The sequence below is a fragment of the Allopseudospirillum japonicum genome (genome assembly GCF_900108915.1).
In the GTDB taxonomy this organism is placed as follows: Bacteria; Pseudomonadota; Gammaproteobacteria; order Pseudomonadales; family Halomonadaceae; genus Pseudospirillum; species Pseudospirillum japonicum.
The window spans coordinates 1-15,474 of record NZ_FNYH01000010.1 but is presented as its reverse complement, the minus strand read 5'-3'; the positions used below and the strand labels follow the sequence as shown (position 1 = coordinate 15,474).

The 15,474-nt window shown below is 48.0% G+C and carries 12 protein-coding genes; 4 read left to right on the top strand and 8 right to left on the bottom strand.

The window, feature by feature from the left end; all coding sequences use genetic code 11:
* Positions 1-27: 27 nt before the first annotated feature.
* The 6 genes from flgF to purL all read right to left on the bottom strand — a co-directional run bounded on the left by flgF (position 28) and on the right by purL (position 8,998).
* Entirely contained in the window at positions 28-774 is a 747-nt protein-coding gene (flgF, locus tag BMX05_RS09590; protein ID WP_093310952.1) for a flagellar basal-body rod protein FlgF, read from the bottom strand.
* 54 nt (positions 775-828) lie between these two features.
* Positions 829-3,105, bottom strand: a complete 2,277-nt coding sequence (locus tag BMX05_RS09585; protein WP_093310950.1) for a flagellar hook-basal body complex protein — start codon at positions 3,103-3,105, stop codon at positions 829-831.
* Between the two features lie 40 nt (positions 3,106-3,145).
* A complete protein-coding gene (locus tag BMX05_RS09580; protein ID WP_093310947.1) occupies positions 3,146-3,850 on the bottom strand; it encodes a flagellar hook assembly protein FlgD in 705 nt (234 codons plus the stop codon).
* A 28-nt stretch (positions 3,851-3,878) separates the two neighbouring features.
* Positions 3,879-4,349 carry a flagellar basal body rod protein FlgC gene (gene flgC, locus BMX05_RS09575; RefSeq protein WP_093310943.1) on the bottom strand — a complete coding sequence of 157 codons (471 nt, stop codon included), beginning with the start codon at positions 4,347-4,349 and terminating at the stop codon, positions 3,879-3,881.
* A 17-nt stretch (positions 4,350-4,366) separates the two neighbouring features.
* Positions 4,367-4,768: a flagellar basal body rod protein FlgB gene (flgB, locus tag BMX05_RS09570; protein ID WP_093310940.1), complete on the bottom strand. Its 402-nt coding sequence runs from the start codon at positions 4,766-4,768 to the stop codon at positions 4,367-4,369.
* A 321-nt stretch (positions 4,769-5,089) separates the two neighbouring features.
* The gene (purL, locus tag BMX05_RS09565) at positions 5,090-8,998 is read right to left on the bottom strand and encodes a phosphoribosylformylglycinamidine synthase (protein WP_093310934.1); all 3,909 of its coding nucleotides are present in this window, start codon (positions 8,996-8,998) and stop codon (positions 5,090-5,092) included.
* A gap of 171 nt (positions 8,999-9,169) precedes the next feature.
* Between purL and BMX05_RS09560 the strand changes: the two genes are divergently transcribed.
* The 3 genes from BMX05_RS09560 to BMX05_RS09550 all read left to right on the top strand — a co-directional run bounded on the left by BMX05_RS09560 (position 9,170) and on the right by BMX05_RS09550 (position 13,300).
* Positions 9,170-9,754 (top strand): CinA family protein, encoded by a 585-nt coding sequence (locus BMX05_RS09560; RefSeq protein WP_093310931.1) that lies wholly within the window; start codon positions 9,170-9,172, stop codon positions 9,752-9,754.
* A 24-nt stretch (positions 9,755-9,778) separates the two neighbouring features.
* The gene (locus tag BMX05_RS09555; protein ID WP_093310928.1) at positions 9,779-10,336 is read left to right on the top strand and encodes a type III secretion system chaperone family protein; all 558 of its coding nucleotides are present in this window, start codon (positions 9,779-9,781) and stop codon (positions 10,334-10,336) included.
* A gap of 81 nt (positions 10,337-10,417) precedes the next feature.
* Positions 10,418-13,300, top strand: coding sequence for a bifunctional diguanylate cyclase/phosphodiesterase (locus BMX05_RS09550; RefSeq protein ID WP_177166866.1), 2,883 nt, complete (start codon positions 10,418-10,420; stop codon positions 13,298-13,300).
* Between the two features lie 42 nt (positions 13,301-13,342).
* Here BMX05_RS09550 and dapB read toward each other — a convergent pair whose 3' ends face one another.
* Entirely contained in the window at positions 13,343-14,146 is an 804-nt protein-coding gene (gene dapB, locus BMX05_RS09545; RefSeq protein WP_093310916.1) for a 4-hydroxy-tetrahydrodipicolinate reductase, read from the bottom strand.
* A gap of 75 nt (positions 14,147-14,221) precedes the next feature.
* Between dapB and BMX05_RS09540 the strand changes: the two genes are divergently transcribed.
* Positions 14,222-14,755, top strand: coding sequence for a gamma carbonic anhydrase family protein (locus BMX05_RS09540; protein ID WP_093310913.1), 534 nt, complete (start codon positions 14,222-14,224; stop codon positions 14,753-14,755).
* Positions 14,756-14,970: 215 nt separating this feature from the next.
* Here BMX05_RS09540 and BMX05_RS09535 read toward each other — a convergent pair.
* The coding region (locus tag BMX05_RS09535; RefSeq protein WP_143051958.1) for an RNA-guided endonuclease TnpB family protein at positions 14,971-15,474 on the bottom strand (504 nt) is incomplete at its 5' end.

Here is a 15,474-nt window from a genome sequence, read left to right as displayed (position 1 = left end):
AGGAGGAAAAGTATCAGGGTATTTGATTTAGCCCATACGCATAATAGTCGCACTAGCGCCGGCATTTTCCTCAAAGGTTTTCATCATTTTGGTTTGCATTTCATACTGACGTTGCAAAGACAAAATGTTAATGAGTTCATCGGCTGCACTGACATTACTGGCCTCAACAAACCCAGAAACCACTTGTACATTAGGATCTAAAGCCGCTTGTCCACCATCACGCAAACGAAATAAACCATCTAGCCCTTTATCGAGCGCTTGGCCTTCGGCTTCTGGATTCACCAACTTAATACGATCAATCACGGCCAGTTCTGCACCGACGGCCCCCAGCGGACGGATACTAATGGTGCCATCCATACCTATCGTCAGTTGTTCTGCAGGAGGTACGGTAATTGGGCCACCTTCCCCGAGTACAGGACGACCGGTTGAGGTACGCAAGATCCCTTCAGCATCAATGGCAAGCTCCCCTAAACGCGTATAAGCTTCCTCGCCGTTATTATCTTCGACGGCCAACCACCCCTGCTCTTTAATCGCAAGATCCAAGGCGCGGCCGGTTTCAATCAAGGTACCACTGCGTAAATCTGTCGCAGGGCGTTCGGTTTGTGCATACGCACGCGTTGGGAAATGCTCACCAAAAACCGGCTGAGCACGGGCTTGCTCATAGTCGGCTTTAAAGCCTGTGGTATTCACATTAGCTAAGTTATTTGCGCGTGCCGCTTGTGCCAGCATATTTTGCTTGGCACCGGACATGGCAATATATAAACCTTTATCCATCACATCACCTATAAAGAAAGAGGCCCACCCTCAGCGAGGGTAGGCAGCCAAGGCTTAACGTAGGTTAATAATGGTTTGTGACAGGGTATCAGCGGTCTGAATGGTTTTCGAGTTCGCTTGGAAATCACGCTGTGCCAAAATCATTTTGACTAACTCTTCGGAAAGGTCCACGTTGGAGGATTCCAAAGTACCCCCTTTAATCGCACCTGCTGTACCTGTACGGGCTTCGTTAACCGTGGGTTGTCCAGAATCTAGGGTCTGACGCCAATTGGTGCCGCCGACTGGGTCTAAGCCTTGTGGATTATCAAAGGTAGCAACCGCGACTTTCGCCACATCGGCCACTTGGCCATTGGTATAACGCGCCTGCACATTACCATCTAAATCCACTTGCAAGCCAGCCAAACGCCCAGAAGTATAACCGTCTTGGGTGAGCGAGTTCACTGCAAAGGAAGCACCATACTGGGTCGAACCATCAAGATTAATGGACACACTAACAGGCTTATCCGCCCCAGTTGGATTGGTTTGGGAATCGAAAGGCTCCCAGTTATTAAATACAATCGGGTTTTGTGAATTATCAGAAAGTTGGCCAAATTCGTCGAACTTAATACGATATGTCAGCAAAGGCTCACCATCGGCACCAAAAGAATTGGTGTTGTACACTGGCGCACCATCGACCTCAAGGGAGACCTCCCAAATATTATCTGAGTTCGGTGTGGTCAAGGCTTGGTAGACATTCCGGAAGTCTAAAATAGGATCACTGCCGGCAGGCTCGCTCATAGGTGCATTGTTAATCGCATCATACGCAAGCTGATAACTACGCTTGAGATCCGTATTGGTTTTGGCTTCTTTGATGGCATCTTCAGAAACCCCCAATAACTGGGCAAGATTAATTTTATCAGCAGCAGAACCTTGAATTGCGGCATTGACTGGGTTAGCTGTGGAAGCTCCCTTATAGGTCACTTCTGTGTCCCCATTAATGAGCGCACCCACTACTGAGAGTAAGAAATCTTGTAAATTGGATGCCAAATCTTGCTGGCTGATAGGGGTCGAAGCCGCAGAAGCGGTCACACCTGTCAGTGGGTCGACCGTGGAGGTTTCATTTTTCAGAAAAGACTCGTACGCACTAGTGACACTATTTTGTAGCTGGTAGATATTGGCATACACAGTGGCTGTATCACCAAGTGCCAACTCAATGTTGGTGAGGATAGATGCATACACCTTATCATCCAACTCGGAAGCCACATCCAAAGTCGGTACCATCTCATCAATGACGTCAATGGCACTTTGATACAGTTCTTTTTGTTTAAATTCTAAACCTTCATCATCCAAATACCCCTCCAACACGCCTTTGAGGGTTTTAATGTTTTCCACCCGAGCACGGGCCATCAAATCGGAATCTGGGTTATAACCTGCAGGCGAAATAAAACCATTGTTAACATCTGTACTTGCAAGGAAGAATTTACCGGCAGAGAGTTGCGGCAAAGTCGCGCCTGTACTTGCAGAGGGTACGGCTACCAAGGCAAATTCACCATCGCCCGCACTGAAAACACCATCTTTATTAAAGTCAATTTCTGCCGCACCGGTGGCATTGGCAAAGCCATCGTTGGTATCATCATCGGCAATCGTATCTAGGTAAGATTCGTTGCGTAATAAGCTAATTAAGCTGGTTAAGCGATAGCTTGGCTCACCAAGTTGTGGCAAATAAGGCGGCTGTTTAGAAAAATACTGCATTAAAGTGTGGGGGTTACCCAAACTATCATAAATGGTTGCGGGTGTTGCACGGGTGTAAGTATCTGGATCTTCTGGATTCAGTGGATAACCTTCTGGTGGTAAAGAGCGCGAATCCAAGTTAACCGCCAAGTCAATTTCACTTGTTTCTTTCGGCTGGATACTTTTGGTTTGAATTTGCAAATCTGTCAGCGCACCACCAGCAAACTGGCCATTTTGCATTTCATAGCCTTGTAAGCGCGCGCCTGAACTATTGACGATAAAACCATCACGATCTAAGCCAAACATCCCCGCACGCGTGTACATGGTTTCGCCATTATTGTTGATGATAAAAAAGCCGTTACCATCAATCGACAAATCCAAGTCATTACCTGTGACATCTAGATCGCCTTGGGCAAACATTTGTGTCACGCTGGAGACCAATACACCGCTTCCGGTTTTTGCGCCACTACTGGAAACACCTGAGTTAGCATAAATATCCGCAAACTCAGCACGTGATTTCTTAAAGCCTACCGTGCTTGAGTTGGCAACGTTATTACCAATCGCATTTAAGTTCGTGGTAGAAGCTTTTAAGCCAGTGACACCTATATTAAAGGTCGACATAAGCGTTAATCCTGTTCAGTCTTTTAGGCAAGTCAGCCAATTAGTTAATTGCTTTCACGCTGGACAAGGCGACAGGCTCATCAAGGCCGACCACATTCAGCATAATATCGTTTGCATTCGCTCCAGAACCCATAGTCACACTGCCGACTTGAGCGCCAAGATAGGTGGTGAGCGCGGTTTGTTCACCGTCTTGTTCAGCGGTCACCTCAAAACGGTAAAAACCTGCTGGCATTAATTCTTCGCCGGTTTCATCAACGCCAACCCAGTTAAAAGGAACATCGCCCGCTTCATGGCTTCCTAGGGAGCTGGAATCAACCAGTTCACCGGCTTGGTTGTACACCTTCATTAATAAGTTGCTCGTACTAGAAGGTAGTTCTATGGTGCCTGCAACCGGCTTTTGCGCGGTAAAGTAAGCTGTATCCCCTTGGACTTGGACATCTCGACCTATCATGGTGGATGCCTGTACGACCTGACTGGCGCGCATCATATCGCCAAACTGGTTCACAGTTTCGTTGAGGTTTTGCATCCCCTCAAGAGAACTAAACTGTGCTAACTGGGCAATAAATTCTGTATTCCCTTGAGGTTGCAAAGGATCTTGGTTTTCCATTTGCGCGATCATAAGTTCCAAGAACTCATTTTTGCCCATCTCGTTACGGGTTTTATCCCCTTTAGATGCATCGACCCTTTGGCCAATGGCAAGGCGAGACATGGCATCACCGGCTGTATTATCTGTACCTATACTCATGCAGGTCACTCCCTAAAATCAGTGGGCATTATTGGCCTAAGGTGAGGATTTTCATCATCATTTGTTTCGCCGTATTGGCAACTTCTACGTTGGTTTGATAAGACCGAGACGCAGAAATCATATCTGTCATTTCCTCAACCACATTGACATTAGGGTAATACACATAACCATCGTCATTGGCCATAGGGTGGTTAGGTTCAAATCGTGCTTGCAAAGGCGCATCACTTTCCACGATCCCCAGCACTTGCACCCCTTCACCTGCGACATGTTCTGGGTTAAAACTGGTGACCGGATTTTCAAAGCCTTGTTCATCGGTTAATGCAGGCTGTTTGTAACGCTCTAAAATAGGTGCGAATACAGGTTTACGAGCACGATAAGTTTCATCAATGCTTGAGCTGACACTCTGAGCATTCGCGAGGTTACTTGCGGTGGTATTTAAGCGCAGAGTTTGCGCATTCATACCACTCCCTGCGATATTAAAAACCTTATCTAGTGACATGCTCCATTACCTCGGGCTTATTCTGACTTCAAAGCGCGTGAGAGCCCCTTGAATTTACTATTAAGGAAAGTAAAGCTTGATTGATATTGCAGTGAATTCTGTGCGAATTTACCCTGCTCAATATCGGCTTCTACCGTATTACCATCGACTGCAGGTTGATTTGGGATGCGGAATTTCAACGCAGAATCATGCGTTTCTACTGCTGCAGGAATATGGGACGCATTGGTACGGGCTAATTCCATACGTTGGCGCTTATCATATTCCCCTTTAAGCATCCCTTGAAAATCTAAATCACGGGCTTTAAACCCAGGCGTGTCTGCATTGGCAATATTATTAGCTAGTATTTCGGCACGCTGACTGCGGACTTGAACCGCTTGAGGATGAATCCCCAGCGCATTATCAAAATTGATAGTAGGCATGATCCAAACTCCTGTTGGGCCTTAAAAAATTTAAGCTAGCGTTTTAACCAGTGTTTTACAAGCCAAGCTCGGTTGCAACCTGTATATCTTTGTGACTTAAACACGCTAGGGTGTCTTTGATAAAAAAAGGCTTGCTCACCTTGATCCCAGCAGCAAATAAAAAAGCATTTTCAATGTCTGTTAATTGAAATAACAACTGATTTGCTAACGCCTTATTTTATCTTAGCAAAAACCACATCAACCTGTGCCCAATTTGGGCACAGGCATCCTTGTAAGATGCTGGGTTGCTGCTAAACAACCCAACGTCTTTTGCTCATCAGTCTAGTCGACCCAAACGCGTGCGTTGCGGAATAAACGCATCCAAGCACCATAGGTATGTGCACGCCATTCAGGTGGGCAATAGGATTGAGTGATGGTGCGATAGACACGTTCAGGGTGTGGCATCATCAAAGTCACCCGACCATCACGACTGCTTAGGCCAGTAATCCCTGCAGGTGAGCCATTCGGGTTAGCAGGATATGCCTGGGTCACTTGGCCATAATGATCAACATAACGCAAGGCAACACAGCCAGAGTCTTGTGCCGCTTGCAGATGCTGCGGATCCGTAAATTCAGCGCGTCCCTCACCATGCGCCACCGCAATCGGCATACGTGACCCTGCCATTCCCTGTAATAAAACCGAGGGTGAGTTTTGTACCTCTACCATAGCCACTCGGGCTTCGAATTGTTCGGATAAATTACGGACAAAACGTGGCCAGAACTCCGCACCAGGAATCAAGTCTTTCAACTGCGACAGCATTTGGCAGCCATTACACACCCCTAAACTAAAGGTATCTGTACGCGCAAAGAAGGCCGCAAACTCGTCACGCACTTGTGTATGGAAAAGCACAGATTTTGCCCAGCCGCCGCCAGCCCCCAAAACGTCACCATAAGAGAAACCACCGCAAGCCACCAAGCCTTTGAAATCGGCTAAAGAAACACGACCGGCGAGCAAATCGCTCATATGCACATCAAAACTATCGAAACCGGCTTGATCAAAAGCGGCAGCCATTTCCAATTGGCCGTTCACCCCTTGCTCGCGCAAAATGGCCATTTTGGGACGGACCCCAGTGGCAATAAAAGGCGCGGCAATATCTTCGGCAACATCAAAACTGAGCTGGGCATGCAAACCTGGGTCTTGCTCATCTTGCAAGCGATTGAACTCTTGCTCAGCACACACAGGATTATCACGCAGGGCTTGTAAACGGTAACTCGTTTGGCTCCATAATTGCTGATAAGCCACACGTGTATCTTGGCTTAATATCTGATTTTGATAACGTACACGTAAGTGTTGATCTGTATTCAGCGTGGCAATCACCCCTGAGCAAGCTGCCAAGCCAGCATCTGCCAAACACGTGAGGGTCGCTGCTAAATCGGCTTGCTTGATCTGAATCACCACCCCGATTTCTTCATTAAACAAGGCCGCCAAGGCTTGATCTGGGGTAGCTGCCCAAGTACTTAAATCAATATCGACACCAACATGGCCAGCAAATGCCATCTCAGCAACACAGGCCCACAAACCGCCATCACTGCGATCATGATAAGCCTGCACCTTGCCTTGCTGACGTAAGGTGCGCAATACTTTAAACAAAGCTTTTAAATCCTCTGCTTGATCTAAATCGGGTGCCTGCGCACCAATTTGGTTATAGACCTGTGCGAGAATCGAAGCCCCTAAGCGTGCTTGGCCACGACCTAGATCCACCAAAACCAGCACAGAATCCTGATCTTGCTGTAATTGTGGCGTCCAAGTTTGCGCAGCATCTGTGACGGGAGCAAATCCAGAAATCACTAAAGATAAAGGAGAGGTCACAGATTTTTGCGTGTCTGCTTGCTGCCACTGGGTACGCATCGACATCGAATCCTTACCTACAGGAATCGCAATGCCTAATTCGGGTGCAAGCTCCATACCTACCGCATACACGGTGTCATATAAAGCTTGGTTTTCTCCAGGATGATTCGCCGCGGACATCCAGTTAGCAGATAGCTTAATATCACTGATGGCCTCGATATCCGCAGCCCATAAGTTCGTTAGGGTTTCTGCAATCGCGAGACGGCCAGATGCTGCTGGATGGATCAAGGCCACCGGCGTACGCTCGCCCATCGCCATTGCTTCCCCTGTACGTGCGCTCACTGTAGTCGTAGTGACAGCGCAATCTGCCACTGGAACTTGCCAAGGGCCAACCATTTGATCACGAGCGACCATGCCGGTAATACTGCGATCACCAATAGTGATCAAGAAGCTTTTACTGGCAACACTAGGATGCTGAAGGACACGCGCAAGCGCCTCGGTCAAATCCACTTGGGACAGATCTAAATCCACCTGTTGGATCGTTTGGCGGGTAAACTCACGGTGCATTTTTGGTGGCTTTCCAAACAGCACACTCATAGGTAAATCCACCGGGTGCGTGTTGAAGTGCGCATCATGCACGCTTAAATGATGCGCTTGGGTTGCTTCGCCAACCACAGCATAAGGGCAACGCTCGCGTTGACATAAGGCATCGAAAGTCGCTAAATCTTGAGGCGCCACTGCCAGCACATAGCGCTCTTGCGCTTCGTTACACCAAATTTCTAGCGGGCTCATGCCAGGTTCCGCATTGGGAACTTGTCTTAAGGCAAATTTACCGCCACGGCCACCATCTTTCACTAACTCAGGCAAGGCATTGGATAAACCACCGGCACCGACATCATGGATAAATAAAATCGGGTTGTGATCATCTAAAGCCCAACAAGCATCAATCACTTCTTGTACGCGGCGCTCAATTTCTGGGTTTTCACGCTGTACCGAGGCAAAATCCAAATCTTCGCTTGATGCCCCAGTTGCCATCGATGAGGCCGCACCACCACCCAGACCGATTAACATCGCTGGCCCACCCATAACAATCAGGTGCGCACCAACGGGAATCTCGTGCTTTTCAATATGTTGTTCACGAATATTACCCAAACCACCGGCCAGCATAATAGGTTTGTGATAACCACGACGCTCCATCCCAGCGGCACCCAGTGCATACTCCTCAAAAGTACGAAAATAACCGTTGAGATTCGGGCGTCCAAACTCATTATTAAAGGCCGCACCCCCTAAAGGGGCTTCCAACATAATATCCAGAGCGGAAACGATACGTTCCGGCTTGCCATAATCTTCTTGTTCCCAAGGTTGGATATAATCTGGAATACGCAGATTGGAGACACTAAAACCGGTGAGACCAGCTTTGGGTTTAGAACCACGTCCGGTGGCACCTTCATCACGAATTTCGCCACCGTGCCCTGTGGAAGCACCAGAAAAAGGCGAAATGGCCGTTGGGTGATTATGGGTTTCCACCTTCATCAAAATATGGACTTTTTCTTCCGTCGCTTGATATTGGTGCGTGCGTGGATCAGGATAAAAACGTGCGCCAACATGGCCTTCAATCACTGCAGCATTATCTTTATATGCAGAAAGGACTTTCTCTGGATGCTGCTGGTGCGTGTTGCGAATCATGCCAAATAGGGAATGGCTTTGTACTTCCCCATCCAAGCTCCAAGTAGCATTAAAGATTTTGTGGCGGCAGTGCTCAGAGTTGGCCTGCGCAAACATCATTAATTCGATATCATTGGGATTACGCCCCAAATCTTGGAAACTTGTATACAGGTAGTCAATCTCATCTTCAGCAAGCGCAAGTCCTAAATGTTGATTTGCCGCGACTAAAGCGGCGCGCCCACCTTGTAAAATGTCGACTTGGGTAAGAGGCCGCGGCGCTTCATGACGAAATAAACTTGCTGCTTGGGCTGTGCTGGTTAGCACAGTTTGCGTCATGCGATCATGCAGGGCCGCACTGATGGCTTGGTATGTTTGGTCATTGAGCTGGATACTGGCTTGCACATAAAAAGCGGTACCACGCTCAATACGTAACACAGAGGTGAGATCACAGTTTTGGGCAATTTCTGTCGCTTTGGAAGACCAAGGCGATTGGGTGCCAAGACGCGGTACGACAAGGAATAACTGGCCTTGTAAAGCGGCGCTTTCATTGTGGGGCCCATAGTGCAAGAGCTGCTGTAGACGCGTTAATTGATCTTCACTCAGGCTGGATTCTAAATCCACAAAGTGCATAAACTCAGCATACACTTGGGTTACTTGGGGGCAAATTGCCTGTAAAGTGGAGAGTAGTTTTTGGGTACGGAAAGCCGATAAGGCGGGCGCTCCACGCAACTCTAGCATGATCAGAAAGCCTCTATATAAGCTGTAGATAAGGTATTTACCGAGGCTTATGATAGCAAAAATCCTCACTGTCTGAGTGAGACTTTCAAGCACAAAAAAGATCTTAAAACACAAAAAAGTTCGCGCCGTGGCGTATCTTAGGTGCAAGAGATTTCATATTAGGAAGTTTTAATGTCTTACTTTCAGTATACACAGCAATCTTTTGCCTGTGCATTGGATGTACACTTGAGCACGCAAGACTTTCAGCGCCCGATTGCAGATGCTTTGATTTATGACACAGCGTACCAGGTCATCACGCAAGCCTGCGCACACTATCTGCACTTAACTTGTGCAGAATCTTGTACTGGTGGCTGGGTAGCGCAAAGCTTAACCGCAATTGCTGGTAGTTCGGCTTGTCTGGACCTCACTTGGGTCACTTATGCCAATCGCGCTAAACATCAAGCCTTAAACGTACCTCAAGTCTATTTAGATCAGCTCGGTGCTGTAAGTGCGCCTGTGGTAGAAACCATGGTGCAAGGGGCTTTACAACACGCACAAGCAGATCTGGGTGTAGCCATTAGTGGGGTTGCAGGCCCTGGAGGCGGCAGTGCTAATAAGCCGGTAGGTACTGTGGATTTTGCTTGGGGTACCAATCCATATGCGCTGGTCAGTCGTCGTTTACATTTCGTTGGGGATCGTGATCAGATACGCCGTTGTGCGGTCCTTTGTGCGCTGCAAGGATTGAAGTTATGGCTACAACAGCCGCTGAACACCTAGTGCTTTTCACATGGAGTTAACACAATGCCTCAGTTAATCAAATATCCCCAGTATGCTTGTGTGCTTGCTGGTTTGATGTTCACCTTGCCTCACACCAGTGAGGCAAACGCCGTAGTATCTTATGGTGCATTAAGCCAGCAAGTGGCACCAACAGACGCAACGCAAACCAACGCCATCGCGCCAGATAAAGCGATCAGGCAGCTGTTAGACCGGCTAGGGATTCGCTATGAGGTCAGCCAAGATCAAGATTTAGACCTTGTGTTAGTCGAAAATGGGATACAATATCGCGCTTATATTATTTTTGATCGCTTAGATAATCAGCAAATTTGGAATCTCGCTTTAGTAGCTAGCTTTAGCACCAAAGAAAATCACTATAATGATTTGCTCCACTATTGTAACCGCTGGAATCGTGATAAACGCCAACCCAAGGCTTACATGTATCAGCGTGATAGCCTGCGCCTTGAAATTCAATATCCAGTGCAATACGGCTTAAACGTGCAAGAATTTGAAGAAAATATTCTACAACTTTTTAGCAGTGCCTTAGATCAGGTCGCCGATGATATTTATCGTTATAGCCGCTAACAGCGCTTACTTTTTGCAACGCATACCTGTTGCTTTTCTTTCTTGTCAGCATATCAAGCCCTAGTAATTATGGATTATCCTATGGATCAGGCCCCTTCTTCTCAACTTGGTCAAGACGTCTTATCGGCTAGGATGCCGTCTTGTGCTTGTCCTCCAGAGCCATGCGATTACGCACACTTATTTGAGCAGATCCCAGAAGCGTTAGCGTTTCAGCAGTTGGTGTTCGATGCGAACAATCAGCCTTGTGATTATCGTTTTGTCCACCTTAATCCTGCATTTGCACGTTTACTTGCTTCTTCCAGCGAGCGCATTTGCCAGCAAACCGCCACCCAAGTGTATCAGGTTCAACAAGCGCCTTTTTTGAAGGCTTATGCGCAAGTGGTGCAGACGCAAACGCCGAAACAGTTCGAGGCTTGGTATGCGCCTCAGCAAAAAAAATTACGCATTAGTGTGCTGCCTTGGCACCAGCAAGGTTTTATTACCTTGATGACAGATCTGGGAGCCAGTCCGCAGCCGCAAGCACAGACAGCTTACATTGAGCGCTTGGTTCAACAAAGCCCTGCGTTTATGTATGCCTTTGATACAGAAGGGCGTTTACTTTTTGCTAATCCGCCGTTACTGGATTTACTAAGCACCAATAAGCAACCAAAAGACTGGCTCGGTTGTAGCCGAGAGCACTTTTTAGAATATACGCAAGCCGCCCAGCATTGGCGCAATGATTTGCAAGTTTTAGCATTAAAACGCCCCTTGGTGTTTGAAGAGTATTTCTCTACAGCCAATGCCCAAACAGGCAAAACCTTTTTATCCATTAAATACCCTCTATTCGATAATAAAGGACAAGTCACTGGGATCGCAGGGATTTCCACAGATATTAGCGAACGCAAAGCCATGGAAACCGCGTTGGCGCGTGAGGTCTTTCGTAATAAAACCCTGATTAATACCTCGCGCGATGGCATTGTGATTTTGGATTTAGAAGGCAAGGTGGTCGAGGCTAACCCCAGCTTTGCTTATATGCTGGGTTATTCTTTAGCAGAACTTAGCCAAATGAATGCCGCCGATTGGCAATATGGGGCAGATCAATCCCAAGTACGCGCTTTTATTGAAGGGTTAAGACGCAATAGCCGGACTTTTGAAAGCCAACACAAACGCAAAGATGGCAGCACATACGCAGTAGAAATCAGTGCAAATAGTGTGCACTGGGAAGGGGAAACCTTGGTGTATTGTATCTGTCGTGATATTAGCGAGCGCCAAGAAGCGGACGAACGTTTGCGCCTTGCTGCCAGTGTGTTTACTCATGCACATGAGGGGATTTTAATCACAGATCACCAAAACCGTGTGATTGATGTCAACCCGACCTTTTGTGAAATCACAGGGTATAGCCGTAACGAAATCTTAGGGCGTGATCCAAGCTTTTTAAAATCAGGCCATCAAAACCCGCTCTTTTATCGTCATATGTGGCAAACCCTGCACGAGGAAGGCTTCTGGCGTGGAGAAATTTGGAATCGACGCAAAAACGGCGAAGTGTACGCAGAATTACTCACAATTTCTGTGGTGTATGGGAGTGATCAAAGCATTAACCACTATGTGGGGATTTTTTCTGATATCACCCAACTCAAACAGCACCAACAGCATTTAGAGCAGCTTGCGCATTATGATGCGTTAACCGATTTGCCCAATCGTGTCCTGCTTGCCGATCGTTTGCAACGAGCCTTGGCACAAACACGGCGCACCCAAACCCAAATGGCCGTGTGTTATATGGATTTAGATGGTTTTAAACCCGTCAATGATACTTACGGCCATGAAGCCGGTGATTACTTATTGGTAGAAGTGGCACGGCGTTTAAAAAACCATATGCGCGGCAGTGATACGGTCGCGCGTTTGGGAGGCGATGAGTTTGTGCTTTTACTGTGTGATTTAGAACATCTGCACGATTGTGAACAAGCCTTAGAACGTTTACTGGCAATTATCTCTCAGCCTTATTTATTGCATAACGGGGAGCTCGCTTATGTCACCGCCAGCATAGGGCTTACCATTTTTCCTGATGATGATGCCGATGCAGATACCCTCTTAAGACACGCTGACCAAGCCATGTATCAAGCCAAACAAGCAGGCCGCAACGGCTACCATTTGTTTGACCCTGAACAAGATCGCAAAGTCCACGCGCATCAAGAAGCCTTAAACCGTATCGCTCAAGCGATTGAGAATTACGAATTTTGTCTGTATTACCAACCCAAGGTCAACATGCGTGAAGGACGTGTGATTGGCGCAGAAGCCTTGGTACGTTGGCAAGACCCACAACGTGGTCTGGTCAGTCCAGGCGAGTTTTTACCCTTGATTGAGGAACACCCGCTGTCGGTCAGCCTAGGCGAGTGGATTTTAGAAGAAGCGATTCGCCAACTGCATATTTGGCGTCAACAAGGCTTACAGCTCACCATTAGTATTAATATTGCGGGGCGTCATCTGCAGCAAAGGGGGTTTTGCGAGCATCTGGCCCGTTTATTGAAATGTTATCCAGATGTGTGTCCGCAACAGGTGGAGCTAGAAATCGTAGAAACTTCCGCCCTAGCAGATATTCAGTATGTTTCTGATGTCATCGATCAATGCCGCAAGCTTGGGGTCACCTTTGCCTTGGATGATTTTGGTACAGGCTATTCTTCATTAACATATCTTAAACGTTTACCGGCAGATGTCCTTAAAATTGATCAGTCCTTTGTACGCGATATGCTTAAAGATCCGGAAGATATGGCTATTATCGAAGGCGTGATCGGGTTAAGCCGCACCTTTGGCCGCCAAGTGATTGCTGAAGGGGTCGAAAGTATGGAACACGGCCAGCATTTGATCCGCTTGGGTTGTGAATTAGGGCAAGGGTACGGAATAGCAAAGCCTATGCCAGCGCAGGAATTGCCCACATGGATTGCGAACTATGCCCCTGAGCAAGGCTGGTTACAACCACTGAACAGTTAAGCTTGCTAGGGTATAGCCCCTAGCAAGAGCACACCCAAAAGATTATTTTAAATCCAGCACATCTTGCATATCAAATAAGCCGGTGGGATGCGCTGCCAGCCATTTAGCGGCACGTACAGCACCTTTAGCAAAGGTCATCCGGCTGGACGCTTTGTGCGTGATTTCAACACGCTCACCCTCAGTGGCAAAAGTCACTGTGTGATCGCCGACCACATCTCCCATACGCAAGGTAGCAAAACCGATTTCTTGTTCAGGACGTGCTCCCGTTTGGCCTTCGCGACCATACACAGCACAGGTTTTTAAATCTCGGCCTAAGGTCTCAGCAACCACCTCACCCATACGTAAGGCAGTACCGGAAGGTGCATCCACCTTATGTTTATGATGAGCTTCTAGTACCTCAATGTCATACCCAGTATTTAGCACTTGTGCGGCAACTTGTAACAACTTCAAGCATAAGTTCACCCCGACACTCATATTCGGCGCAAACATCACGCTGGTTTGTTGGGCATAGGTAGCCAGCTCAGCTTTTTGGGTTTCTGTCAGGCCCGTGGTACCAATCACCACTTGTTTGCCTTTTGATGCACACAAAGCCAAAGTCGCCAAGGTACTAGTGGGGGAAGTAAAATCAATCAAAACATCAAAGGCATCCCAAACGTCCTCGATACTGGCTACTGCTTTAATGCCTAATTTACCGACGCCTGCTAACTCGCCAAGATCAACCCCCACTAAAGAAGAATCTGCCTCAACAATCCCTGCCCCCAAGGTGACTTCAGGATCATCATGAACCGCTTGAATCAAGGTGCGGCCCATGCGGCCACCTGCGCCTAAAATGGCAATACGTTGCATATGTTGATACTCCTAGTTTTGGATTAGGTCGAGTATGATACCTTAATCTTTTTTAATCTGCTGTGAGGAGCCATCATGTCACATCATTTACGTACTTTTCGCGGGCACACCCCTGTTTGTGGCCCACGGGTGTTTATTGATCCACAAGCGAGCGTGATCGGCGATGTTGTCTTAGGAGAGGATGTTTCCGTGTGGCCGCAAGCGGTGATCCGTGGTGATATGCACCAGATCCGTATTGGTGCCCGTACCAGTGTGCAAGATGGTAGCGTGTTGCATATTACCCATGCCAGCGACTTTAACCCAGGTGGCTGGCCTTTAACCTTGGGGGAAGATGTCACCGTAGGCCACAAAGCGATTTTGCATGGCTGCACGCTCGGGAACCGGATCCTAGTTGGGATGGGCGCCATTATTATGGATGGCGTCGTGGTGGAAGATGAGGTCATTATTGCCGCAGGTGCTGTGGTACCACCCAAACGACATTTAGAATCTGGCCATGTGTATGCAGGCAATCCTGCCAAAGCAATCCGAGTGTTAAAAGATAGCGAGCGCGCCTTTTTTAAATACAGTGCAGCCAATTATGTGAAGTTAAAGGACGAGTATTTAGCTTGACGTCCTCCCCGTGCCTGTCCTCTATCTTTTGGGCCTTGCGTGGCACTTAATTTCCATAGCAAGGCGCTCGAAATCGTTCGTTTCACTCACCTAGCTAGGCTGCTACGGCCTCTTAATACATCTTAATACAGCGTTAGAATACTTCACGCTCTGATATAAGACGCAATCCAGTTAAATTGACATCCTCCCCTCCCTAAAGGAAGGGGATTCCCAATTCATCGAGAACAGGACACGGGGACTGACCCCATGCCACTTACATTCTCTCCAAGGGCTAACACCGCCAGCCCGGCGGCTTTAATGTTGGTCGCGGCGTTAATGTCGCGGTCATGGTCTGCGCCACATTCCGGGCAGCGCCATTGCCTGACCGACAACGGCAGCGACGATAAGGTATGTCCGCAACCCGAACAGCGTTTGGAGCTGGGGAACCACGGGTCAATGGCGACCAGTGAGCGCCCTGCCCATTCCGCCTTGTACGCCAACTGGCGCACGAACTCGCCCCAGCCAGCGTCAGCAATGGCCTTGCTCAATTTCGGGTTACGGATCATGTTTTTCACTTTCAGGGATTCGACGCAGATCACTTGGTTCTCGTTAATCAATCTGCGGGACAGCTTGTGCAAGTTGTCCTGCCGGCAATCGGAGATTTTGGCGTGAAGTTTCGCCACCTTCTGTCGGGCCTTGGCGCGGTTGGCCGAGCCGAGCTTTTTCTTGCTCAGCCGGCG